26 protein-coding genes are annotated in these 22,191 nt (G+C 55.1%); 21 read left to right on the top strand and 5 right to left on the bottom strand.

Features of this window, described 5'->3' with window-relative positions:
- Positions 1-142: 142 nt before the first annotated feature.
- From KKW20_RS12010 to KKW20_RS12035, 6 genes are read left to right on the top strand one after another with little or no spacing between them, the layout of a single operon-like run.
- Entirely contained in the window at positions 143-595 is a 453-nt protein-coding gene (locus KKW20_RS12010) for a c-type cytochrome (RefSeq protein ID WP_214568130.1), read from the top strand.
- A gap of 18 nt (positions 596-613) precedes the next feature.
- Complete coding sequence (locus KKW20_RS12015; RefSeq protein ID WP_214568131.1) at positions 614-1,975, top strand: cbb3-type cytochrome c oxidase subunit I; 1,362 nt, start codon at positions 614-616, stop codon at positions 1,973-1,975.
- A gap of 5 nt (positions 1,976-1,980) precedes the next feature.
- Positions 1,981-2,802, top strand: coding sequence for a CbbQ/NirQ/NorQ/GpvN family protein (locus tag KKW20_RS12020; protein WP_214568132.1), 822 nt, complete (start codon positions 1,981-1,983; stop codon positions 2,800-2,802).
- Between the two features lie 5 nt (positions 2,803-2,807).
- Entirely contained in the window at positions 2,808-4,757 is a 1,950-nt protein-coding gene (locus tag KKW20_RS12025) for a nitric oxide reductase activation protein NorD (RefSeq protein ID WP_214568133.1), read from the top strand.
- Complete coding sequence (locus KKW20_RS12030) at positions 4,757-5,323, top strand: cytochrome c oxidase subunit 3 (protein ID WP_214568134.1); 567 nt, start codon at positions 4,757-4,759, stop codon at positions 5,321-5,323. Before KKW20_RS12025 ends, KKW20_RS12030 begins: the two co-directional genes overlap by 1 nt.
- Positions 5,323-5,577, top strand: coding sequence for a cytochrome C oxidase subunit IV family protein (locus KKW20_RS12035; RefSeq protein WP_214568135.1), 255 nt, complete (start codon positions 5,323-5,325; stop codon positions 5,575-5,577). Before KKW20_RS12030 ends, KKW20_RS12035 begins: the two co-directional genes overlap by 1 nt.
- Here the strand turns inward: KKW20_RS12035 and KKW20_RS12040 are convergent.
- Entirely contained in the window at positions 5,574-6,290 is a 717-nt protein-coding gene (locus tag KKW20_RS12040) for a Crp/Fnr family transcriptional regulator (protein WP_214568136.1), read from the bottom strand. The two genes, KKW20_RS12035 and KKW20_RS12040, sit on opposite strands and share 4 nt — an antisense overlap.
- A 153-nt stretch (positions 6,291-6,443) precedes the next feature.
- On the opposite strand from KKW20_RS12040, the gene KKW20_RS12045 reads away from it, so the two are divergent.
- From KKW20_RS12045 to menA, 4 genes are read left to right on the top strand one after another with little or no spacing between them, the layout of a single operon-like run.
- Positions 6,444-6,626 (top strand): hypothetical protein, encoded by a 183-nt coding sequence (locus tag KKW20_RS12045; protein WP_214568137.1) that lies wholly within the window; start codon positions 6,444-6,446, stop codon positions 6,624-6,626.
- Positions 6,623-6,913: a hypothetical protein gene (locus KKW20_RS12050; RefSeq protein WP_214568138.1), complete on the top strand. Its 291-nt coding sequence runs from the start codon at positions 6,623-6,625 to the stop codon at positions 6,911-6,913. The genes KKW20_RS12045 and KKW20_RS12050 overlap by 4 nt, the downstream gene beginning before the upstream one ends.
- 3 nt (positions 6,914-6,916) lie before the next feature.
- Complete coding sequence (locus KKW20_RS12055) at positions 6,917-7,684, top strand: ubiquinone/menaquinone biosynthesis methyltransferase (RefSeq protein WP_214568139.1); 768 nt, start codon at positions 6,917-6,919, stop codon at positions 7,682-7,684.
- Positions 7,681-8,601, top strand: a complete 921-nt coding sequence (menA, locus tag KKW20_RS12060) for a 1,4-dihydroxy-2-naphthoate octaprenyltransferase (protein WP_214568140.1) — start codon at positions 7,681-7,683, stop codon at positions 8,599-8,601. The genes KKW20_RS12055 and menA overlap by 4 nt, the downstream gene beginning before the upstream one ends.
- A gap of 64 nt (positions 8,602-8,665) precedes the next feature.
- Here the strand turns inward: menA and KKW20_RS12065 are convergent, their stop codons facing one another.
- Positions 8,666-9,121 (bottom strand): copper chaperone PCu(A)C, encoded by a 456-nt coding sequence (locus KKW20_RS12065; protein ID WP_214568141.1) that lies wholly within the window; start codon positions 9,119-9,121, stop codon positions 8,666-8,668.
- Between the two features lie 185 nt (positions 9,122-9,306).
- Between KKW20_RS12065 and nosZ the strand changes: the two genes are divergently transcribed.
- The 10 genes from nosZ (at position 9,307) to KKW20_RS12115 (ending at position 19,633) form a co-directional block, all read left to right on the top strand.
- Positions 9,307-11,604, top strand: coding sequence for a Sec-dependent nitrous-oxide reductase (gene nosZ, locus KKW20_RS12070; RefSeq protein WP_214568142.1), 2,298 nt, complete (start codon positions 9,307-9,309; stop codon positions 11,602-11,604).
- A gap of 87 nt (positions 11,605-11,691) precedes the next feature.
- Positions 11,692-12,348 (top strand): c-type cytochrome, encoded by a 657-nt coding sequence (locus tag KKW20_RS12075; protein WP_214568143.1) that lies wholly within the window; start codon positions 11,692-11,694, stop codon positions 12,346-12,348.
- Positions 12,349-12,367: 19 nt separating this feature from the next.
- A complete protein-coding gene (locus KKW20_RS12080; RefSeq protein ID WP_214568144.1) occupies positions 12,368-13,090 on the top strand; it encodes a c-type cytochrome in 723 nt (240 codons plus the stop codon).
- Positions 13,091-13,156: 66 nt separating this feature from the next.
- The gene (locus KKW20_RS12085) at positions 13,157-14,347 is read left to right on the top strand and encodes a hypothetical protein (RefSeq protein ID WP_214568145.1); all 1,191 of its coding nucleotides are present in this window, start codon (positions 13,157-13,159) and stop codon (positions 14,345-14,347) included.
- 19 nt (positions 14,348-14,366) lie between these two features.
- Positions 14,367-15,662, top strand: a complete 1,296-nt coding sequence (nosD, locus tag KKW20_RS12090) for a nitrous oxide reductase family maturation protein NosD (protein ID WP_214568146.1) — start codon at positions 14,367-14,369, stop codon at positions 15,660-15,662.
- Entirely contained in the window at positions 15,659-16,444 is a 786-nt protein-coding gene (locus KKW20_RS12095; protein ID WP_214568147.1) for a 4Fe-4S dicluster domain-containing protein, read from the top strand. Before nosD ends, KKW20_RS12095 begins: the two co-directional genes overlap by 4 nt.
- Positions 16,441-17,424 carry a NapH/MauN family ferredoxin-type protein gene (locus KKW20_RS12100; protein WP_214568148.1) on the top strand — a complete coding sequence of 328 codons (984 nt, stop codon included), beginning with the start codon at positions 16,441-16,443 and terminating at the stop codon, positions 17,422-17,424. Before KKW20_RS12095 ends, KKW20_RS12100 begins: the two co-directional genes overlap by 4 nt.
- Positions 17,424-18,302: an ATP-binding cassette domain-containing protein gene (locus KKW20_RS12105; protein WP_214568149.1), complete on the top strand. Its 879-nt coding sequence runs from the start codon at positions 17,424-17,426 to the stop codon at positions 18,300-18,302. Before KKW20_RS12100 ends, KKW20_RS12105 begins: the two co-directional genes overlap by 1 nt.
- Before the next feature lie 3 nt (positions 18,303-18,305).
- Complete coding sequence (locus KKW20_RS12110) at positions 18,306-18,791, top strand: hypothetical protein (protein ID WP_214568150.1); 486 nt, start codon at positions 18,306-18,308, stop codon at positions 18,789-18,791.
- On the top strand, positions 18,791-19,633 hold the full coding sequence (locus KKW20_RS12115) for an ABC transporter permease (RefSeq protein WP_214568151.1): 843 nt from the start codon (positions 18,791-18,793) through the stop codon (positions 19,631-19,633). The genes KKW20_RS12110 and KKW20_RS12115 overlap by 1 nt, the downstream gene beginning before the upstream one ends.
- Positions 19,634-19,668: 35 nt before the next feature.
- Here KKW20_RS12115 and KKW20_RS12120 read toward each other — a convergent pair whose 3' ends face one another.
- Positions 19,669-20,184, bottom strand: coding sequence for a TlpA family protein disulfide reductase (locus KKW20_RS12120; RefSeq protein ID WP_214568152.1), 516 nt, complete (start codon positions 20,182-20,184; stop codon positions 19,669-19,671).
- Positions 20,185-20,206: 22 nt separating this feature from the next.
- Positions 20,207-20,818: an SCO family protein gene (locus tag KKW20_RS12125; RefSeq protein ID WP_214568153.1), complete on the bottom strand. Its 612-nt coding sequence runs from the start codon at positions 20,816-20,818 to the stop codon at positions 20,207-20,209.
- Between the two features lie 122 nt (positions 20,819-20,940).
- Between KKW20_RS12125 and KKW20_RS12130 the strand changes: the two genes are divergently transcribed.
- The gene (locus tag KKW20_RS12130) at positions 20,941-21,792 is read left to right on the top strand and encodes a bile acid:sodium symporter family protein (protein ID WP_214568154.1); all 852 of its coding nucleotides are present in this window, start codon (positions 20,941-20,943) and stop codon (positions 21,790-21,792) included.
- A 52-nt stretch (positions 21,793-21,844) separates the two neighbouring features.
- Here KKW20_RS12130 and trxA read toward each other — a convergent pair whose 3' ends face one another.
- On the bottom strand, positions 21,845-22,165 hold the full coding sequence (gene trxA, locus KKW20_RS12135) for a thioredoxin (RefSeq protein WP_214568155.1): 321 nt from the start codon (positions 22,163-22,165) through the stop codon (positions 21,845-21,847).
- Between the last annotated feature and the right edge of the window lie 26 nt (positions 22,166-22,191).

Raw genomic sequence — 22,191 nt, forward strand, 5'->3', positions numbered from 1 at the left:
TTTGGCGGGGTTTTTCGTTTTGAAAGCACTGCTTTTGTTGGCTTTCCGGCCGGAACAAACCCCGAGATACTTAACAATTGTCAAGATTGTGATCTGCAATCCTGACTAAGTTGGTCGGGAGAAGCTGAGTTGGAGACTAAAAATGCGGGAAGTCATGACAAAAACCATGGCGCGCAATGTGTTCTACGGCGGCTCGCTGTTTTTTATCGTGGTGTTTTTGATCCTGTCGGCACAGTCCGTCAGCCACATCAAAAATGTTTCGACCGTTCATTCGGAACTGACAGAGAGTGTCGCCAAGGGCAAACGCGTCTGGGAAGAAAATGCGTGTATCAATTGTCACACGCTGATGGGTGAAGGGGCATACTTTGCACCTGAGCTGCAAAACGTAATGAACCGGTGGGGCGTTGATGACGATCCTGAAGGCGCTTTCGAAGTGCTGCAGGGTTGGATGGAAGCCCAGCCGTCGGGTATCGAAGGCCGCCGCCAGATGCCACAGTTTAACCTAACCGAAGAACAAATTCGTGATCTTGCGAACTTCTTCCTTTGGGTAAACAAAATTGATGCCCAGGGCTGGCCGCCCAATGAGGCGGGCTAAGGCTGCGGAGGAAAAATCATGAAATATCAATCACAGAAAGTCGCCTACGCGTATTTCCTGGTCGCGATGATTCTATTCGCGGTTCAGGTTTCGGGTGGGCTGTTGGCCGGGTGGATTTATGTCCAACCGAATTTCCTATCGGAACTTTTGCCATTTAACGTCATTCGTATGCTGCACACCAACTCGTTGATTGTGTGGTTGCTCCTTGGGTTCTTCGGGGCCGCCTACTTCCTTGTACCGGAAGAAAGCGAGCGCGAATTGCACTCACCAATGTTGGCCTATGTTCAATTGGCGATCTTGGTTTTGGGAACGGCTGGCGTTGTCGTCACTTATGTTTTTGACCTGTTTGCCGGGAACTGGCTTTTGGGTAAAGAAGGCCGCGAGTTCATCGAGCAACCGGTTTGGGTTAAGCTGGGCATTGTCGTTGCCGCGCTGATCTTCCTTTACAACATCACCATGACGGTTCTGAAAGGTCGTAAGACTGCGATCACGAACGTACTGCTTCTGGGCCTTTGGGGTCTGGTGCTCTTGTTCTTGTTTGCCTTCTACAATCCAGAAAACCTTGCGCTGGACAAAATGTTCTGGTGGTACATCGTTCACCTGTGGGTGGAAGGTACTTGGGAACTGGTTATGGCCTCGATCCTTGCCTTCTTGCTGTTGAAGCTGACTGGTGTGGACCGTGAGGTCATTGAAAAATGGTTGTATATCATCGTTGCCACGGCGCTGTTCTCAGGCATTCTGGGCACTGGCCACCACTATTATTGGATCGGGACCCCCGGTTACTGGCAGTGGATTGGTTCGGTCTTCTCGTCGCTGGAAATCATTCCGTTCTTCGCAATGATGTCGTTCAGCTTCGTGATGGTTTGGAAAGGCAAACGTGATCACCCGAACAAAGCCGCGTTGCTTTGGGCGCTGGGTGCATCCACGGTGGCGTTCTTCGGTGCTGGTGTATGGGGCTTCCTGCACACATTGCACGGTGTGAACTATTACACCCACGGAACACAGATCACCGCGGCCCACGGCCACCTGGCCTTTTACGGTGCCTATGTTTCGGTCAACCTTGCGATCATCACCTACGCAATGCCGATCCTGAAAGGCCGTGATCCTTACAACCAAGTGCTCAACATGGCCAGCTTCTGGCTGATGACAGGCGGCATGTCCTTCATGACCTTTGTCCTCACCTTTGCCGGCACAGTTCAAACCCACATGCAACGAGTGCTGGGCGAGAACTTCATGGATGTTCAAGAAGGTCTTGGCCTTTTCTACATCATGCGCTGGGGTGCTGGTGCCGCTGTTGTCCTTGGGGCCATCCTGTTCATCTACGCACAACTGGCCCCGCGTCGTGAAGTGATTTCGCGCAGCGCCAGCGAAGAGGCATAATCCAAATGAATACCGTTCCACAAAACAAAAAAGGGGGGGCTCACGCCCCCTCTACTCCCCCCTTCTACGCGCCAGTCGGACACGAATGTGATCTGTTTGAAACGGCGTTTAACAACGATTTGCCGGTGCTGCTGAAAGGCCCCACCGGTTGCGGTAAAACCCGGTTTGTGGCCCATATGGCCGCGCGTCTGGGCCGCCCTCTTTACACTGTTGCCTGTCATGACGACCTGTCGGCCGCTGATTTGGTTGGCCGGTTCCTTTTGAAAGGTGGCGAAACGGTCTGGGTTGATGGCCCATTGACCCGCGCCGTTCGTGAAGGCGCGATTTGTTACCTTGATGAAGTGGTCGAAGCGCGCAAAGACGTGACCGTCGTTTTGCACCCGCTCACGGACGACCGCCGCATCTTGCCGCTGGATAAAACCGGCGAAGAATTAGAAGCCGCGCCCGGTTTCATGCTGGTTGCCAGCTATAACCCCGGCTATCAGAACATCCTGAAAACGTTGAAACCGTCCACACGGCAGCGCTTTTTGTCGCTCGAATTCGATTTCCCGGCGCAAGACCGCGAAGTCGACATTGTGGTTCGTGAAAGCGGCCTGGATGAGGCTCGTACAACATCGCTTGTACGGCTTGCGGGCAAGCTGCGCGCCTTGAAGGGTCAAGATCTGGAAGAGGGCGTCTCTACCCGTCTGATCATTTATTGCGCAACCCTGATCATGGCCGGCACACCGATTGAACAGGCCATCGAGGCCGCGATGATTGAACCGCTTTCCGACGACCAAGACGTGAAACAAGGCCTGTTGGATCTGGTTGCAGCGGTCTTTGGATAAAATCAATGGACCGTTCAGAGATTGATATCTTCGACCCAGAAGAGACAATCGGCAAAATGTGGCATGCCTATGCCAGTCGGTTGGAAAAACCCGAGGCGCATGACGACGCGGCCGTAACATTGGCTGAAATCGAAAATCGCCTTGGGGTGTTCTTTCGGGGTCTCGGCGGGGCCGCTGCGGTTGAGATTAAACCCGCGACCTTGCAAACCTCGCCTCACCGTTTGTCGAAATTGCGCAGCATGGGCACATGGCGCGAACGCGTTGCGCGACCAAGTTTTGATGGCGAGGCGATGCGCCTGCCGGATTCGATTTCGGATTTTCCAGTGCGCGAAGCCAACGCAGCACTTTATTTCTGGCTTGCCGCCTCAATGGCCCATGCCCCTGAACCAATTGCGGACGATGACCCCCTGCGGGCGGATGTTCAAAATCTGCGCGCAGCAATTGCGATGACGCGCGAAACCCTAAAAGACTGTCCCGGTCTGAAAGGGTTTTATGAAACCTTGATCGAAGCGTGCCATGCCCAACGCCCAACCCAAGCTTTGCCTCGGTTTGAGGCGGCGATTGAAGAGGTTGTTTTGCATCTATTAGGGGGGCAAGAACCCACAGGCGCGCGCGCTTTGGATGTGTTGAAACGGGTGCGACAGCCAGATGCTGATCTGTCAGATTTGGTTGCTCCGCATGATTACCGCCCTTACCGTCCGGTGCCGCTTTGGCCTGACCTGCGCCCGCTGACGGGCCGCGAAAAAACCGAACGTATGCCTGAAGGGCAGGAACAAGGCAGCGGCGCAGATGCCGCCGAAGGCACCAAAAAAGCCCGCCGGTCTGAAAGTGATTTGGCCGAACGACGCGACAGTTTGATCCTGCATAAGTTTGAGGCGATCCTGTCGTGGGTTGAAAGCCTGAACATGAACCGTCGCATCGAAGATGATGACGACGACACCGCGAAAAAGGCGGCGGAGGATCAGGACGAATTGGCGCTGGGGCAAGTGTCGAAAAAAACCGCGACGCGGTTGAAGTTCCACCTTGATCTGTCGCCAGAGGATGCGGACCGCGAACGCATATCTGGCGAACATATGTATCCCGAATGGGACCACCGCACAGGCAGCTATTTGCCCGATCATTGTCGGGTGTTGTCCAGCGTTGCGGACGAAATAGAAGAGCTTCCGGATTTCGCCACCGATCCCGCAGCCAAGCGGCGCATTCGCGCGGTGAAGCGCCAATTCGAAGCGTTGCGTCCGCGCCGCGTCATCCTTCCGCGTCAGCTAGAAGGGGACGAGCTGGATCTGGAGGCGGTTGTTGCGGCACAGGTAGAATTGCGGGCAACGGGCCACGGATCAGACCGTGTTTACCGCGCTGCGCGCACCCAAGATCGGGACCTGGCCATCTCGGTGCTGATTGACGTGTCGCGATCTACAGAGGCGTCCATTGGCGAGCGCACAGTGATCGAGGTTGAACGCGAAGCCTTGGTCGCCCTGTCGTGGGGGCTTGATGCCTGTGGCGATGATTTTGCCATCAACACATTCTCGTCCCTAAAACGCGACCGCGTCTATGTGCAAAGCTGCAAGGGCTTTGATGAAAAGATGGGCAGCCATGTTGAAGGGCGGATCGCGGGTGTGAACCCCGCGTTCTACACCCGCCTTGGCGCCGCAATGCGCCATGTGTCGGCTGAGCTGGACAAACGCCCCAACAGTCGCAAGCTTTTGCTGGTGATCACGGACGGCAAACCCAATGATTTGGACCATTACGAAGGCCGCCACGGGATCGAAGACAGCCGGATGGCGGTGCGCGAAGCACGTCGCCGCGGTCAGGCCGTTTACGGCGTTGTTGTGGACCAAAAAGGCCAGTCTTGGGTGAACCGGATTTTCGGGTCCGACGGGTTCTCAATCGTGCCCGACGCCAACCGTCTGACCCAAGCTTTGCCCGAAATTTACCGACATATTACCGGAGGCGTCTAATGACCCACAGCCCGGCGCCCGTTCCCGCCCACGCTGATCAAGACCACATCCTTGACACCCTGCCCGGAGATCTGATGATCTGGGTGCTGATCGTCAGCGAATTGTTGGTGTTTGGTGCGGGGCTATTGGCCTTTCTCGGGATGCGGATCATGGATCCCATCGCATTTGCACATGACCAAGACAGCCTGAACCGGGTGGCGGGGGCGGTGAACACCATCATTCTGATATCCAGCGGATATTTGGCCGCACGCGCAGTCCACAGTGCGCAGCACATGCGAAAATGGCTGGCGGGATCAATGGTTCTGGGTGTGGCGTTTCTTATCGTGAAGTGGATGGAATATGCTGACAAAGCCCGCCATGGTATCGGGATTGAAAGCAGCGACTTTTTCACCTTCTACTATTTACTCACCGGGTTTCACGCGATGCATGTGCTGGCTGGCTTGGTGATTTTTGCGCTGATGATGCGCTGGCCAAATCCACGCAACCTAGAGGGTGGCGTGATGTTTTGGCATATGGTTGATCTGGTCTGGGTGCTGCTCTTTCCGATTATATACTTGGTGCGCTGATGGAAAATGTGACGCTAAATAAAGCCTTCGTTGTGCTTTTGGCCCTGTCTATCGGGACCGCAGTTTTGACCGACATCCGCCCACAAGCGGGGACAATCTTTGTTGTCGTTGTCCTGCTGCTGGCGGGACTAAAGGCGCGTATTATTTTGACTGAATATTTAGGTCTGCGCGCGGCCCCCGAATTTCGTCGTGGGTTCAGTGCATTCCTGATCGCCTTTTTGCTGGCGGCATTGGGGCTTTTCTTGCTCGCTTAAGACCGGCGTGCTTTTGGCATTCCGGTCTCATCATCCGAGACAAAAACCTTCAAATCGCTGATCTCTGAAACCGTCACGGCCTCTCGCTGAACTTCTACACCATGCGCGCGCAGGTTGGCGAAAGATCGTGACAGGCTTTCGGGTTTCATCCCCAGGCGTTTCGCGATCAAAATCTTGTCGTAAGGCAAAACAAACGAACAGGGCCCTTCATCCACCGGCGCCAGAGAAATCAGGAAGGTCGCCAAACGCTGTGCGCCTGTGAGTGCCTTAAGATTTTCGATTTCCATGACCAATTCATGCAGATGGCTGAAGGTAGAGCTGAGCATCGCCACAGCCAAGTCAGGTTCATGGCGCAGGGTGTCGAACACAATCCGCGTCTCAACCTGCAACAGCACACTGTCCTGTACGGCTTCAACAGTGACGGGATATTTTCCGCCCTTCAGTGCGATCGCTTCACCAAAGCTTTTGCCGGCGGAATAAACCGCCACGACCACTTCGTCGCCGCCCGGCGTGATCCGCGTCAGCTTTACGCAGCCTTGCAAGATCACATACATAAAGTTCGCCGGATCGCCCTGAACAAACAATGTCCCACCACGCGGGCAGGATGACTTATAGCACTTCCTAAGAAGATCCTGCAGCATTTGGTCGGGCACATTGGCAAACAATACAGATCGTTTGGCCATTTTTAGTTCGGCTGGGCTGAGCACTTTCATGCCTCCGGGCTTAGGCTGCGGGTCAGAATGACGCATCCCTATACTATGCTTATTTGTCACAGATTGACGGAAATCAAGCCGTTAAGGCCGTCAGAAGGGTATGTTTAACCCGGAAAACAACGGAGGATTACCGTGAGAATTGCGCGAACAACCTTGATTTTGCTGACTATTTCCAACCCCGCACTGGCCCACCACGATAAAACGCCCTTGCGTGAAGCCGTGATAGATGGACATAGCCATGCCGTTGGTGGGGCAACTATTTGGCTTGCGGCAGCCGTCATTGCCATGATTCTTGCCCTTTATGCCGTGCAAAAAGCAGTGTTTCGAAAAAAATGACTGAAACACCGAAACAAAAGCAACCCGGTGAAACCGTGCCAGACCCGAGTGGCCGCTGGCCTGTTTGGGCATTGGCCGCTGTGTGTTACCCGGTTGCGGTTGGCGCGGTTGCGGTGAACCTGTTTTTTGCCAGCTTGTTGGGGCAGGCGATTGGCATGCCTGCCATTCCCCCGACGATTGCGGTGCTCTGTGGTGTTGTGGGCGGACTTCCTGCGGCCTGGATCACCGGGCGCTGGTTCCGCGCCAAGATTGACGAAGCCGAAGGCTACACCAACCCCGGAGCGTGAAATATGACACAAGTAAAACCCGCCCGCGCGACGCGGCTGGATGAATTGCGCGAGACGTTTGGTGATCAAGCGGTTGCGGAAGCGGGCCGCCGTGATGCTGTGACCGCGCTTTTTGACCGGATTGCACCGCGGTACGACCTGATGAATGATTTGATGAGCTTTGGGACCCACCGGATGTGGAAATCCACGATGGTGAAAACCGCACTGAAGCAGATCAAAGGACAGCAAGGCCCAATTGTGGATTTGGCGGGCGGTACTGGCGATATTGCATTGGCAATAAAAGCGGCGGACCCAATGCGCGACGTGATTGTCGCCGATGCCAGTGCGGGTATGCTGGCGCAGGCCAAAGAGCGTGCGGGAAACCAACTTGATTATCTTCACGCACCCGCCGAAGATCTGCCGCTTGCCGACAATTCCGTGGCGGGCGTGACCTTGGCGTTTGGCTTGCGCAATATGACCCACCCGCGTCAGGCCTTAGAAGAATGTGCGCGGGTGTTAAAGCCCGGCGCGAGCCTTGTGCTGTTGGAGTTTTCCAAGCCCGCCGCATGGTTTGCGCCGTTTTATGCCATTCATTCGCGCTATATTATCCCCGCGCTTGGGGCTTTGGTGGCGCGTGACAAGGGGGCCTATAACTATCTGGTGGAATCCATTCGTCGCTTTCCTGCGGCGGGGGATATCACCCGCGAACTCGAGGCATCCGGCTTTCAGGTACGCCAGACGCGGTCGTTTATGTTTGGCGTGGCCATGTTGCATGTTGCGGAGGTTGCATGATCTCAAATCCGCCCGATCCAATGGCCGGACTGGTGTCGCGGATGGGGCAATTGTCGCCCCCTTTGCGGTGGGTGATTGCCGCGCGTGTGAAAACGCTTAGCCTATCCTTGATGCCCGTGATTGCCGGGAGCTGGCTGGCCGCAACAATGGGCGCTTGGCGACCGGACGTGGCCTTGGCGGCGGGTGGGGCATCGGCGGCCATTCAGGTGGGCACCAATCTTTGGAATGATGCGGCTGACGCCAAAAGCGGCGTTGATGGACCCGAGCGGCTGGGGCCACCGCGCCTCACATCTCTTGGTTTGCTTGATCCGGCGCGGGTGCGTCAGGTTGCGGCGGGGTCGTTTTTGGTGGCGGTGCTGCTTGGCCTTTATCTGGTTTCGTTAGGCGGCTGGCCGATTGTGGCAATCGGTTTCATCTCGCTGGCGATGGGGTTTTTCTATTCGATGGGACCACGGCCGTTGTCGGGCACCCCGTTGGGCGAGCTTTTAGTGATCGCGTTTTTCGGCGTGATTGCGGTGGCAGGCACGGTCTATTTACACGGCCAGCCATTGATCGCGCCGGTCTATGCGCTTGGTTTGATTATGGGCCTGCCGGCTGCGGCAATCCTGATGATCAACAATCACCGGGATCGGGCCACGGACAAACGCGCCGGGCGTCGCACTTTGGCCATTCAAATCGGCGAAATGCCCTCGCGGATCGTGTATGTCTTGCTGATTTTGATGTCGCTGGCGGGAGGGGTTTGGTTTGCGGGCTGTGCTGCGTCATTTATCCCAGCTGCGGGGCTGGGGGTATGGCTTAGCACTGCGATGCTTCGCACATCCATTTCCACACGCCTGAACCAATTGATCCCCGGCACAGCCTTGTTTCAAATACTGTTGTTGGTGGGAACCATGGGCGGGCAGATGATCTGTGGCTGATCCTGCCCACCGAAGGGTTTTGCAAAGGTGAAAGGACGCCGCAAAATCAGCGCCTAATTCTGCCTTAGTTCATTGCGCCCGGCCCTTTGACGGTCAGGGTAACGGGTACTTCGCCTGCTTTTTCAAAGATCAAAGTCGCCTTGACGGTTTCACCCTCAATCAGTTGCTGGCTCAGCTTGATGAACATCAGATGAAAGCCACCGGGTTTCAGTTCAACCATACCACCAGCGGGCACGTCAATCGCCTCGACCTGACGCATGCGCATCATGCCATTGTCGTGGATATGGGTGTGCAGTTCGGGGCGTTCGCAATTGGGGGATTTGAAGCCAACCAAACGGTCCGCTGCCCCTTTTGACGTGATGGTCATAAAGCCAGCGCCAGCCCCGGCCATCTTTGGAGAAGCCCGTGTAAAGGCGCCAGATATCATAAGGTTATCGGTTTCAACATCCTGGGCGAGGGTTGGCGTGGAAAAAACAAAACACGCCGCAACTGAGGCGGCGGTAAATGAACGGCGATCCATTTGGAAAAGGTCCTTTATTTCACGGGTTATCGTATTCAAACATATTCGATTTTCATTTTTTGAGCTTAACAAAAGTCAAGAATGCGCTCGCGGAATCGTGATCAAAAAGAGGCGGATCGATCACCGGGCATCGATCTATGCGTGCTGACTACACGCGTTTAACCGCCCGGACATGAGGACGCAAAATGATCAGCAACATTCGCAACCGCTTTGCGGCGACTGCGAGCGTTGTCACCTTAGGCTTGGCTATGACCGCAAATTCGGTCGCTGCTGATACGCTTGATGAGGTGATGGAACGCCGGGGTCTTTCACAAAAAGACCTTTTAGCCGCTGCAAAAACCTATACGCCAACTGGGGGACGTGATGAGTTTATCGTGTTCTCGTCGGGCGGTCAGTCAGGCCAAGTTATGGTCTATGGCGTGCCGTCGATGCGTATTTTGAAATACATATCTGTGTTCACGCCCGAACCATGGCAAGGCTATGGGTTCGACGAAGAATCAAAAGCTATCTTGGAGAGCGGCAAAGTAGACGGCCGCGAGCTTCACTGGGGCGACACCCACCACCCAGCGATCACCGAAACTAACGGTGATGTGGATGGTGAATATCTGTTCATCAACGATAAATCCGCCCCTCGTGTGGGTGTGATTTCGTTGCATGACTTTGAAACACAACAGATCGTTGTGAACCCGATCCTTCAGTCTGAGCATGGCGGCACCTTTGTGACACCAAACTCGGAATATGTGATCGAAGCAGCCCAATATCCGGGTGTGCTGGGCCGTGGCTTTGCGCCGCTGTCTGAGTTCAACGAAAAGTTCCGCGGTGCTGTCACCTATTGGAAGTTTAACCGTGAAAAAGGCCGCATCGAGCCCGAGAATTCATTCTCGATCGAATTGCCACCATATTCACAGGATTTGTCGGATGCTGGTAAGCTGGTTTCCGATGGCTGGTCTTTCACCAACTCGTTCTGTGCAGAGCGTTATGTGGGTGGGATCGAAAGCGGCCGTCCGCCGTTTGAAGCGGGTTGTTCGCAAGCCGACACCGATTACCTTCACGTCATTAACTGGAAAAAAGCCGAGCAGGTTTATAAATCCGGTGCTGTGACCATGATCAATGATCACCCTGTGATTTCGATGCAAACGGCCATCGATGAGGGTCTTGTTTATCTGATCGCAGAACCCAAATCGCCACACGGTGTCGACGTATCCCCAGACGGTAAGTTCATCGTCATTGGTGGTAAGCTCGACACCCAAGCGTCGGTTTACTCGTTTGAGAAAATCATGGCTGCGGTTGATGCCAAAAACTTCTCGGGTGTTGACCCTTACGGTATTCCAATCATTGCGATGGAAGATGCGATCCATACCCAAGTTGCGCTTGGTCTTGGCCCGCTTCACAACCAGTTCGACAGCAAAGAATGTGTTGTCTACACATCGCTTTATGTGGACAGCCAAGTTGCGAAATGGGATTATTGCGAAGGTAAAGTTCTCGATAAAATCTCGATCCACTATAACATCGGTCACCTTGTGGCGATGGAAGGTGAAACGGTTAACCCAAAGGGTAAATACCTGATTTCGCTGAATAAACTTGCGATTGACCGGTTTAACCCTGTTGGCCCTCTGCACCCACAGAACCACCAGCTGATCGACATCTCTGGCGACAAAATGGAACTGCTTTATGATATGCCAGTTCCGTTGGGCGAGCCGCATTACGCGACCGCTATTTCGGCTGACAAGCTGAAACCACTGGTTCGCTATCGTTACGGCACCAACTCTCGCACCGGTGGCAAGCACGAAGGTGCTGTTCGTCCGGGTCAAGAGCGTATCGAGCGTGATGGCACCAATGTTAAGGTGTATATGACCGCAATCCGGTCGCACTTTACACCTGAGATTATTGAGGTGAACGAAGGCGACACCGTTGAGTTCATCATCACCAACTCAGAGCGTGCCGAAGATGAAACCCACGGTTTCTCGGTCTCGACCTATGACGTGAACCTGTCGCTTGAGCCGGGTAAAACGGCAACCGCCAAGATCCAAGCCGATCACCCTGGTGTGTTCTCGTTCTACTGCACCGAGTTCTGCTCGGCGCTGCACCTCGAGATGCAAGGTTACCTTGTCGTGAAACCGGAAGGTTACGTTGATGAGAACGCCGAGATTGTCGAAGGCGCCACCTATACTCAAGCCGACTATGACAAGCAGTTCACTGTGAACATGGAAACCCAAGCTGTTATCGACAGCGTTGTGGGCTACATCACAGGCCGCAACTTCAAAGACTTCCCTGAAGTTGTCTCGCTTGTTGAGGATGCGACGGACCAGCTGGGCTTTGCTGCCGAGGCGCAAGCCAAATCAGAAGAGCTGGCGAAAGCTGAAGACTGGCAAAACGCCACTCTGTGGGCCGGTCAATGGTGGCAGTATCAGGTGAAAGCGGCGGACATTGGTCTGCGTGCAAAAACCTTCCTGGACGAACATGGTGCGGTGAAGGTCGAGTGACCTAACCCAACCTCGTTCAAGGCAAAGGGGGTGGCGGTTCAATCGCCACCCCTAACCCTCCCCGAAACATGAACAGGATGAACCGATATGCGCGCTCTTCTTTCTGCAGTAATTCTTGGCGTGGCCGGGACGCTCGCGGCACCCGCTTTTGCGGATGGCGATGCCCTGAAAGCCGGCAAACGGGTCTATATGACCAAAACATGCCTTGCCTGCCACGGGCGCAACGGTGCCAAACCGGTCCTGTCTTATCCGGCGCTTGCCGGGCAAAATGAAAAATACTTGGTCGCTCAGCTTAAGATCATTCAAGAGGGTGGTCGTGTGGGCAACCCAGACCCATCCACGGGCCATCCCTTCATCACCGGCATGGCAAATATCATGCACTTGTTGACGGCGGATGACATTAAGAACGTTGCGAAATATTTGGCCGCGCAACCTGCGGCCGCGCCCGAAACCCTTGATCCCGCCCCTGAACAGGCGCTGCTGGATGAAGGTGAGGCGAGATATAAAAAACTTGGGTGTAAGGCGTGCCACGGCAAAGACGGTACCAAAGCCACCAACAAAGCCTATCCCATTCTTGCTGCGCTCGATCGCGACTATCTGGTCCGTCAGATGACCGAAATGCGTGACAAAGTGCGCACCGGTGGCAAATCCAAACTGATGTTCGGCGTGATCAAACGCGCTGATGATGCAGATATCAAAGCGATCGCAACTTGGTTGAGCCAAGTCGAACGCCCCAGCAAATAATCCTGAAAGGACGCGCGATATGAAACTGATGAAAACAGCCTTTTTTGCCGCAGCCATGGCGCTGGGCGCACAGGCCGCAGTGGCCGACAGCACCCACACTCCAGCGGATGGGTGGAATGAAGGGGGCGGCGAGCAAGACGAGGCGCTGCACCTGACCCCTGACATGGATAATGGTCGTTACGTGTACGAAGTTTGCTCGGCCTGCCACCAGCTGAATGGCTGGGGTCTGACCGACGGGACCTTCCCGCAAATCTCGGGCCAGCACACCAACGTGATCATCAAACAGCTCGCCGACATTCGCGCGCTGAACCGCGACAACCCAACCATGTATCCGTTTGCGTTGCCGCAGGAAATTGGTGGCTCGCAGTCGATTGCGGATGTTGCACTTTATATCTCAAAACTGCCAATGAATCCGAACCCAGGTGTGGGCGAAGGCGACAATCTTGAGCATGGCGCGCAGCTTTACAAAGACAATTGTGTGAAGTGTCACGGCGAAAACGGCGAAGGCAACAACGAGAAGTTCTACCCCCGTATTCAGGGTCAGCACTACTCATACTTGGTGCGCCAATATGAATGGATCCGCGACGGCAAACGCCGCAATGCAAACCCGGAAATGATTGAGCAGATCAAAGGCTTTTCCGAAGAAGATACCAAAGCGGTTCTCGACTTTGTATCGCGCATGAACCCACCCGCAGAATTGGTTGGGGACCCAGATTGGGTAAACCCAGATTTTGACTGGTAACATCAAATTGCGGGCGGCCAATTGGCCGCCCCAACCGTCCTCGTAAAAGGCAAGGATGTCTTAGGCATGTCCCGTGAAACCACCCGTTCCGACCGTCGCGGCATCATCTACCGCGTATTAACCGTTCTCGCCGTTGCCCTCATTGGTGCGTCCTTCTTTTCACCCGGATGGTGGGTCTCGTTGACGGCACCCAACTATCCCGAAGCGACGTTCCCGCAAGGGATCCGGATCCTGTTTCACATGGATTCGGTGCAAAACGGCTGTGAAATTCGCGACAGTGACGAGGTTGTTGAAACCGAGGCGCTGGATTGTGTGCATGAGATGGACACGATCAACCACTATGTTGGTATGTACCCGATTGCCTCTGGTGGACCCGTAGAAAAAGCGTTTTCGCCGTTCCTGTTTGCGATGCTTGGCGTAATGGCGCTGACCTTTGCGGCCCCCGGTCGCATTGTGCGTATGGTGGTGGCCTTGGCAGGTTTCGGCGCCATTTCGATCTGGATGACCATGGCGATGTACGGTGAAAACGGCATCCGCCTGCACACGACCAACTATCTGTCCGGGCTTGTTGTGTCCCTTGGGCAAGATGCAAGTGACAGCACCGCCAACAGCTCGCTTTCCCCTGTGGTGCAGATGCTGAAGGATTCACTGGACGAAAGCGAAGCGGCGGAACACGATGAGGTTCTGGTCGAGGGCGATGCCAAAGTTGCGCTGATAAAGACCCTAAAACACGCCTATGAAATCGAACAGACCAAGACCCCGCCCTATAAACGCGAAGCGTGGAATGGCTCGGTGATGCAGGTGTTCAAATGGCACTATGCAAAATCGCTGGCCCGTTGGTTTAATGAGCCAGAGCGCAACGATCCGCTGGTCAAACAGATGGATGGGATCGCCCAAATCCTGTATGCTGTTGTGATGGCGTTCATGGTCCTGTTGGTCTTTGCGGCGTGGTCTGTACGGTCGATTTTTCACTGGATTTTGGTGCTGGCCCCAATGGCGCTTCCGGTGGGATTTATCGCTGAATATGCCGCCTGGCTTTGGTGGTACGGGCACAGCCTGAATGCGATGGGTGCGTTCACATTGAAGCCGTTTATGCCAACTGTGTTTGGCGATGGTAAAGTGGCGCAGTTTACCACCCACTCTTATCCGTCCACTGGTTTCTTCCTGATGATGGGGGCGTCGGCATTGTTGCTCTTGGCCGCTCTGATCCGGTTGAAACAGGTTCGTCTGGCTGGTCCGGACGCTGCGCGGATGTAACCTGAGAGGCAAATAAGCAATGGCCTATATCCGTTCCATATTGGCAATGCTCTTCGTGGTGACGCTGGCGGTTCTGTCGGCGGCACCCACCCATGCCGGCGCGCTGCAAGATCTGATCGACGCAGCGCCCGATGGCGCAGACATTGTCCCCCCAGCGGGCACGTACACCGAGCAACTTGTCATCACCCGTCCTGTGGTGATTGACGGTCGCAATGGTGTGGTGATTGACGGCGGAGGCAAAGGCACGATTATCACGCTCGACACAGATGGGGTCACACTGAAAAACCTGACCATCCGTAACTCTGGTCGCCTGCACAATAAGATCGACGCCGGGCTGCGGGTGAACAGCAACTTTAACGTGATCCGCGATGTGACCATCGAAAACACGCTGTTTGGGATCGATCTAGATCAGGCGGATAACAACGTTTTTCGCCGCGTACATATCAGCTCCAAGGACATGTCTATGGGTCTGCGTGGCGATAGTATGCGGATCTACTATTCGCACAACAATGTGGTTGAAGACAGTCTGATCGAAGAGGCGCGTGATGTGGTGATTTGGTACAGCCAAAACAACACATTTCGCCGCAACACCATTCGCAACAGCCGGTATGGCATCCACTTTATGTATGCCCATGGAAACACCGTGGAAAACAACGAAATTTCCGACTGCGTTGTTGGGGTTTTCCTGATGTATGCCAACAATGCCACTGTGCGTGAAAACAAGATTTTGCGCGCGTGGGGGGCATCGGGCGTGGGAATTGGGTTCAAGGAAAGCTCGGGTGCTTTGATTGAACGCAATGACATCATCGGCAACGCCACGGGCATCTATCTGGACCCGTCACCCTGGGATCCGGATTTGGACAATGACTTTAATGACAATGTGATCGCCTATAACGGCATGGGGATCGAATTCCACACCGACTGGACCGGCAATTACTTTCGCCGCAATGCGATGTTGTCGAACTTTACCCAAGTGTCGGTGCGCGGTCGTGGTACGGCGCTTCGCGAAGGCTGGGAAGGCAATTACTGGGACGACTACGCGGGTTTTGACAAGGACCAGGACGCGATGGGTGACGTGCCGTATGAGATTTATAACTATGCGGACCGTTTGTGGATGGAGGTGCCTTCAGCCTCGTTTTTCCGTGGCGGTCTGGCTTTGGCCGCACTTGATTTTGTTGAACGCCTCGCACCCTTTTCCGAACCGCGTCTGTTGGTGCGGGAGCAGGTGCCGATGATGGACAAAGGGGTGGTGGCTGAGGCCGTAGAAGCCCCCGAAAATGACCGCCCCAAAACGGCATTGGAGATGTTGCAATGAGCACCGTACCCACCCCCGAACAGCCAAAGAAAAAGAGACTAACCCGCCGAGAATTGGAGCGGCGTCGGATGTTGATCCGGTCGGGTGCCGCAGGTGCTGTGGCCGTAACGGCCGCTTTGGTTGGTCTTTATCCCGTGAAGGCGCAGGTGTTTGATCGGCTGCGCCCCCCCGGCGCCTTACCCGAGAATGATTTCCTTGCGGCATGTATCAAATGCGGCCAATGCGTTCAGGTGTGTCCGGTTGAAGCCATTAAGCTGGGGGATGGCACCGAGGGCTATGGTCTTGGCGTACCTTACATTGATGCGCGCGGTCAGGCTTGCGACTTTTCCTGCGACGCGGTGCAATGCGTTTTGGCGTGCCCGACCGGTGCGCTGTCGCATGACATCTCGGCCAAAGAAGAGGTGTTCATTGGCAAGGCTCGCTTGGCACGCCCATCGTCCTGTTTGGCGATGAAAGGGTTGGGGTTCGAAGGCCACGCCCGCGGTCAGGACTTCGAAGGCCTGTTGCGTTATGAAGAAATTGACCGCTGGACGCCCATTAAAATCGCGGACCACCCCTATGATCTGGAACTTTGTGATCTGTGTGTGCGCGAATGCCCGATTGAGGATGCAATCTATCTGGAACCGCTGTCAGGCGACGACGGGGATGCGCGTCACCAACCGATCATCACCGATAAATGCGTCGGCTGTGGGACTTGCGAAATGATCTGCCCGACTGAGCCTGCCGCCATCGTGATTGATACGGAACAGAGCATTGAGCGCCAAAAAGGAGCCGTGTCATGAGTGTGAAATGGTATCTGCACAAACTGGCCATGATGTTCGGCGCCGAGGCACGGCGCCCGAATAAAGACGAAGAAACCGACGCCGCGCGGGCGATGAAAAAGTTCCAAAAAACGCCCGAGCAAACGGTTGAACGGCGCAAGATCATCCAACACGAGCTGGACTTCCCTGTTGTCAGCAACAAATGGAAATTCGCCCGCTGGACCTCGATCATTCTGATCAATGTGATGTTTATCGTGTCCTTTGCATGGGACGTTCAGTTGGTCGAAGGTGCAATGACCGCGTCGCGTTTCCTTGGTTTCCACATGGCGGATCCCACAGGCGCGCTTCAGGTCATGTTGGCGTTTAAACAAATTATGTTGAACCTGCTGATTGGCACCGTGACCGTGATGTTCATCTGGTGGTTTTTTGGCGGTCGGGCGTTTTGCTCCTGGGCCTGCCCCTACCACTTGCTTGCAGAATGGGCCGAGGCGATTCACTTGTTTTTGGCCAAGCGCGGTTGGGTCAAAGACCACCCGTTTCACCGGGGTTTGCGCGTGGTCTTGTGGTTTGTGTTCATGGGGCTTGCGCTGGTCACAGGCTATACCGCGTTTGAGTATATCAACCCTGTTGGCATCGTCAGTCGTGCCCTGATTTACGGCCCATCATTGGCTGTCCTCTGGGTTGTCTTCTTGCTGTCGATTGAGATTTTCTTTTCGCGCCGCTTTTGGTGTCGCTACGCCTGCCCGATGGGGCTCACTTACGGGGTAATTGGCACCGCCGCACCGATCCAGATCAAATACGAACTCGATAAATGTGTGCATGAAGGGGAGTGTCGGGCGGTGTGCCTTGTGCCCCATGTGCTCGACATTACGAAAATGGGGTATGCGCAGGATACGGAAGAGTTCATCGCACCCGATTGCACCCGCTGCGGTCTGTGTGTTGATGCCTGCCCGCAAGGCGCGCTGAGCTTTACCCTTAGGGGATTGGATAAGGTGATCTGATGGGAATGATCCGCATCAATAAACTGACCAAGCGGTTTGAAAAACGCGCGGTGTTGGATGAGCTGACGGTGTCAATTGACGCGGGTGATCGCATTGCGCTGATCGGGTCCAATGGCGCCGGAAAAACGACCCTATTCCGCTGTCTTTTGGGGCATTACCGATTTTCCGGTGAGGTCGGGTTTGAAGGCGCAGGCATGGGGCGTCGTGATCTGGACATGTTGTCGCGCGTGGCGTTTGTGCCGCAAACACCTCCGCCCTTGCGTATGCCTGTGGGCGAACTCCTCAGCTTTGCCGCCAAAGGGTCTGGCGCTGATCCGGTGAAAATGAACGAAATTGCCGATGCGATGGGCATTGATTTGGCTGAGATTAACACCCGCCCCTTTTACCGCCTGTCTGGTGGGCAAAAGCAAAAAGTGTTGGTCACCGTGGCACTGGCGCGCCCCGCGGATCTGCTGATCTTTGACGAACCCGCCGCCAACCTTGATCCCGCCGCACGGGCTGTCTTTATCGACCTTTTGGCAGGACGGCGCGATGCGTCTATGCTGATTGCGTCGCACAGATTGGAAGAGGTCGCCCCCCTTGTGAACCGGGTGATCGAAATGGATCGGGGCCAAGTTGTGCTGGATGACAGTGTGATGGACCGCCTGAAAGCTGGCCATTTTCGCGCCTGCCGCATTGGCTTGGCCGAACCGCACCCAACCTTTGCCGCCGCGCTGGCAGAGTGGGGGTTTACGAGCCAGAGTGAGACTATGTTTGAAGGGCAGATCCCCGCCGGCGACACGCTGCGGTTCCTCGGAACGCTCAGCCGCTATGCCAGCTTGGTGGATCGCCTGTCTTTGGAAACCGATCCTGATGGGTCGGACACTGGAAAGGAGTGACCTATGTGTGGATGCTCTCATAAACCCAATCGCCGCGTGGTGCTTTCGATGCTGGCCGCAGTGCCCATCGTCGCAGCCTGTAAGCCCAAAAAAGAAGGCCCCGAAGACATTCGTTGGGGCCGGGAAACCTGTGAAATTTGTGGCATGATCATATCCGATCCACGCTATGCAGCCGAAGTGCGCGGTGGCCCGGACAAGCGGCTGGTGAAGTTCGACGACATTGGTGATGCGGTGCATTGGCTTGATATGCAGTCGTGGAAAGAAGAGCCAGACGTGGAGTTTTGGGTGCGTGACAGCAACACTGGCGAAGATTGGTTGGACGCGCGCACATCCTATTACCATTCTGACACTGTCAGTCCGATGGACTATGGATACGCCGCCGTGCCATCCGCTGAGCCCGGCGCTGTTCGATTTGACGAAATGGTCAAAGCGGTGTTATCGCGCGGTCTGTCCAGCCGTTGCCTGCCTGTGGAAGAGATCGCATCCTAATGACCAGACCTATTCGCACCACCATGGGGCACATGCTGCGCCTTGAGCTTCAGGAGAGCCTGCGTTCGCGTTGGTTTCATTTCTATGCTGCTGTGACCATCGGCCTGATGCTCCTGCTGATTTTTACGGGGATTGCCGAAAGCCGCGTGCTTGGATTTACGGGTCTATCCCGCCTATTAGTGACCTATATTCAGATCACCATGGCGATCTTACCCCTGTTTATCATTGTCGTGACGGCCCGTTCGATGGTCGGGGATCGTGAGGCTGGGAACCTAGAGTATATGCTCGCCTTTCCAATCAGTTTGGCGACATGGTTTTGGGGTCGTTTTATCGCGCGTCTTGTGTTGATCCTGGCGCCTGTGTTTGCTGCGCTCGCGATTGCTGCGATCTTTGGTGCGATGAAAGGGTATGATATCCCATGGCGCCATGTTGGTCTCTATTCTGGCTTAACAGCCGCTTTGGCGACCTGCTTCTTGGGGCTCGGCTTCTTGCTTTCAGCCGTTTCAAAGTCCACGGAAATTGCCCTTGGGGCGAGCTTGCTGATCTGGCTCTTGTTGGTGGCGTTTCTTGATTTGCTGCTGTTGTCCATATTGATTAAGGCGCAGTTTGTTCCGGAGGTTGTAATCGCCATCGCGCTGGCCAATCCGCTGCAAAGTTTCCGCACAGCTTCGATGATCTTGTTTGATCCTCAGCTGATCCTGCTTGGACCTGCGTCTTATGTGATCTTGGATAATTTTGGTGTGACGGGGTATGTGCTTTGGGCGCTGGGCTATCCCACCGCGCTGGGCGCCGCGTTTGCTGGTCTGGGATATTGGCGATTTAGCCGGTCAGATCTGGTATAACAAATGGGGCGTGATGGACGCGACGCCCCATTTTCTTAACGACCCAGCCCGTTGAGCCATTCGATCGTTTCAACATCATCCCAAACGGCCTCTCCAGTGATGGTATAGGCGTGATGAAGATCGGGGGTCAGGATTGCAGTGGTGGGCAGACGCTCTAGCCCCAGGGTGTCATACAAATTACGCCCGTTTCCTGTGTACACGGGCAGCTCATCAAACCCGTTGTCAGACAAGAACTTGCGCACAAACCAAGGGCCCTTTCGCTCAAACGCGAGGGGTAAGAACTGGATATGATCTTTGTCCAAGGCCCGCGTCATGCGCACGACGGACGGCATTTCATCTTTGCATTGCTTGCACCACGGGCCCCAAAGGCTCAGGACAACCCAGCGCCCTTGCCAATCGGCCAAGGACACGGGTTCCTTTTGTTCAGTCAGGATCTTAAGCGGTAGGGCAGATGCGCCATCCACCACCGGCACCGCGAGGCTTTTTGCCGTGGGCACCCCCGCCTTGGCCAAGACGGGCATTGCGGTCGCCGCCGCGAGTGTCGTCAACATATGTCGCCGGGTCAGCAGCACTTTATTGCTCAGCCGCGCGAATGGCCGCTTGAATATAAGCGGTGATTTTATCGGGATGCATGCCGTGCGGGAAGCGTTTGATTAGTCGTCCGCCGGGGTCAACAAAGGCGATAGATGCTGTGTGATCCACGGAATATTCTTCTGGTTTTTCAGGGTCTTCAATGTGGAATTCGTAGCGCGCATTAAAGGCTTTGACCATGTGATCCGTATAGGCTTTCGGGCCACGCAACCCGATGATGCGCTCGTCGAAAAACCCGAGATATTCGCGCAGTTCTTGTGCCGTGTCACGGTCTGGGTCGACGGTCACAAATAGAACGGCAAGGTCATCGGTGTCTTCGCCGAGTTTCTCCATCACATCCGCGATGGTCGACAGCGACGTTGGGCAGACGTCGGGGCATCCCATGTAACCGAAATAAACCAATACGAATTTACCCTGAAGGTCTTCGTCCTTCACGATGTTTCCATAGGTGTCTTCCATCAGATACCGGCGGCGATGGGGTTCAGCATCTGCCAGCATGTCAGGTTCCAATGTCGCGTGTTGCGCCCATGCAGGCAGGGCAACGGAAAGCCCCGATAGGGCAGTGGTGATCAAAAAGGCGCGGCGGGTTTGCATTTGCATTTCTCCATGTTCCGTCTTTGATTAGCGTCTGGAATGTGCCTCTGCCTTGATTTTGATCATGGAGAGCATTTGCCGCGTGTCTATCTTGGGGAAACTTGGAAACCGGGGATGGATGGATGACTGATCTATTGGCCAAATTACTGCCACTGGGCTTGGCGCTGTTGATGTTTGTGGTCGGGCTAAGGTTGCGGCCACACGATGTCTGGGCAGTTTTTAGAACACCAAAAGCATTGGCTGTCGGATTGGCGGTGCAAATGCTGGCTTTGCCAATCTTGGCATTTGTGCTGGGTCGCGCATTGGGGTTGTCTGCGGTGATGCAGGCGGGGTTGGTCCTGGTGGCCGCGGCCCCGGGGGGGGTGACGTCGAATTACATCGCCTACTTGGTGCGCGCCGATTTGGCCCTGTCGACCGGGATGACGCTGATTACCACTTTGCTGGCCAGTCTGACGATTCCTTTGATCTTAACGCTCTGCGGAGTGGAGGGCATCGGTACTGGCGCTGGCTTGGTAAAGCTCAGCCTTGCTATGTTGGCCGTGTCCATTGTGCCTCTTTTGTTGGGCATGAGCTTGGTTGCAGCATCGAAACGGATCAGTGCCCGCGTCCTGAAGGTGATGGAACCTGTCGCCCGCATGGTGTTTTTTGCGATGGTCGCCGCGACATTCATTCAAAATTGGGGGCCAATGCAGGCGAATTTGGCCGATGTGGGCATCAGTGTTATTGCCCTAAACCTTGGGGCATTGGCCCTGGGCTCCGGCGCCGCGTGGATGATGGGGCTCTCTTGGGAACAAGGCCGCGCGATCATGGTGGAAGCCTCTTTGCAAAATGTCGCTGTGGCTTTGTTTGTTGCGGGATCCGTCTTGGCCCAACCCGCCTTGTCCGTGCCAGCGCTGATCTATGCGGTGGTGATGAACATCAGTGCGTTGGTCCAGATTGCTTTGCGTTCGCGTGGTGCGGCGCTGACCGTGTAAACAAAAAAAGCCCCACCAAAAGGAGGGGCTCTTAAAATCTCATTCGGGGCGCTTAGATGCTTTCGTCGATCCATGCCTGAAGGGCTGCTTTCGGCGCGGCCCCCACTTTGTTCGACACAACCTGACCGTCTTTGAACAGGAACAGCGCTGGAATGCCGCGGACACCCATTTGCGCAGGTGCGTTCGGGTTCTCATCCACGTTCACCTTGGCGATTTTGATTTTGTCGCCGTATTCCACCGCCAGCTCTTCCAACGCCGGACCGATTTGTTTGCAAGGACCACACCATTCAGCCCAAAAATCTACAACAACCGGAACATCCGAGTTGCGCACTTCGGCGTCAAAGGTGGCATCGGTTACGGCAACAGTCGCCATGGCAGTTCTCCTGAATTTACATGTTG

Source organism: Aliiroseovarius lamellibrachiae, from assembly GCF_018599245.1.
Taxonomy (GTDB): domain Bacteria; phylum Pseudomonadota; class Alphaproteobacteria; order Rhodobacterales; family Rhodobacteraceae; genus Aliiroseovarius; species Aliiroseovarius lamellibrachiae.

Coding starts and splice junctions, on each gene's coding strand:
- KKW20_RS12110 (WP_214568150.1), top strand. CDS start 18,306: ATGTGTGGATGCTCTCATAAACCCAATCGCCGCGTGGTGCTTTCGATG.
- KKW20_RS12095 (WP_214568147.1), top strand. CDS start 15,659: ATGAGCACCGTACCCACCCCCGAACAGCCAAAGAAAAAGAGACTAACC.
- KKW20_RS12125 (WP_214568153.1), bottom strand. CDS start 20,818: ATGCAAACCCGCCGCGCCTTTTTGATCACCACTGCCCTATCGGGGCTT.
- KKW20_RS12030 (WP_214568134.1), top strand. CDS start 4,757: ATGACCCACAGCCCGGCGCCCGTTCCCGCCCACGCTGATCAAGACCAC.
- KKW20_RS12130 (WP_214568154.1), top strand. CDS start 20,941: ATGACTGATCTATTGGCCAAATTACTGCCACTGGGCTTGGCGCTGTTG.
- KKW20_RS12080 (WP_214568144.1), top strand. CDS start 12,368: ATGAAACTGATGAAAACAGCCTTTTTTGCCGCAGCCATGGCGCTGGGC.
- KKW20_RS12015 (WP_214568131.1), top strand. CDS start 614: ATGAAATATCAATCACAGAAAGTCGCCTACGCGTATTTCCTGGTCGCG.
- KKW20_RS12115 (WP_214568151.1), top strand. CDS start 18,791: ATGACCAGACCTATTCGCACCACCATGGGGCACATGCTGCGCCTTGAG.
- KKW20_RS12025 (WP_214568133.1), top strand. CDS start 2,808: ATGGACCGTTCAGAGATTGATATCTTCGACCCAGAAGAGACAATCGGC.
- KKW20_RS12035 (WP_214568135.1), top strand. CDS start 5,323: ATGGAAAATGTGACGCTAAATAAAGCCTTCGTTGTGCTTTTGGCCCTG.
- KKW20_RS12010 (WP_214568130.1), top strand. CDS start 143: ATGCGGGAAGTCATGACAAAAACCATGGCGCGCAATGTGTTCTACGGC.
- KKW20_RS12055 (WP_214568139.1), top strand. CDS start 6,917: ATGACACAAGTAAAACCCGCCCGCGCGACGCGGCTGGATGAATTGCGC.
- KKW20_RS12105 (WP_214568149.1), top strand. CDS start 17,424: ATGGGAATGATCCGCATCAATAAACTGACCAAGCGGTTTGAAAAACGC.
- nosD (WP_214568146.1), top strand. CDS start 14,367: ATGGCCTATATCCGTTCCATATTGGCAATGCTCTTCGTGGTGACGCTG.
- KKW20_RS12020 (WP_214568132.1), top strand. CDS start 1,981: ATGAATACCGTTCCACAAAACAAAAAAGGGGGGGCTCACGCCCCCTCT.
- KKW20_RS12065 (WP_214568141.1), bottom strand. CDS start 9,121: ATGGATCGCCGTTCATTTACCGCCGCCTCAGTTGCGGCGTGTTTTGTT.
- KKW20_RS12120 (WP_214568152.1), bottom strand. CDS start 20,184: ATGTTGACGACACTCGCGGCGGCGACCGCAATGCCCGTCTTGGCCAAG.
- KKW20_RS12085 (WP_214568145.1), top strand. CDS start 13,157: ATGTCCCGTGAAACCACCCGTTCCGACCGTCGCGGCATCATCTACCGC.
- nosZ (WP_214568142.1), top strand. CDS start 9,307: ATGATCAGCAACATTCGCAACCGCTTTGCGGCGACTGCGAGCGTTGTC.
- trxA (WP_214568155.1), bottom strand. CDS start 22,165: ATGGCGACTGTTGCCGTAACCGATGCCACCTTTGACGCCGAAGTGCGC.
- menA (WP_214568140.1), top strand. CDS start 7,681: ATGATCTCAAATCCGCCCGATCCAATGGCCGGACTGGTGTCGCGGATG.
- KKW20_RS12040 (WP_214568136.1), bottom strand. CDS start 6,290: ATGAAAGTGCTCAGCCCAGCCGAACTAAAAATGGCCAAACGATCTGTA.
- KKW20_RS12050 (WP_214568138.1), top strand. CDS start 6,623: ATGACTGAAACACCGAAACAAAAGCAACCCGGTGAAACCGTGCCAGAC.
- KKW20_RS12075 (WP_214568143.1), top strand. CDS start 11,692: ATGCGCGCTCTTCTTTCTGCAGTAATTCTTGGCGTGGCCGGGACGCTC.
- KKW20_RS12100 (WP_214568148.1), top strand. CDS start 16,441: ATGAGTGTGAAATGGTATCTGCACAAACTGGCCATGATGTTCGGCGCC.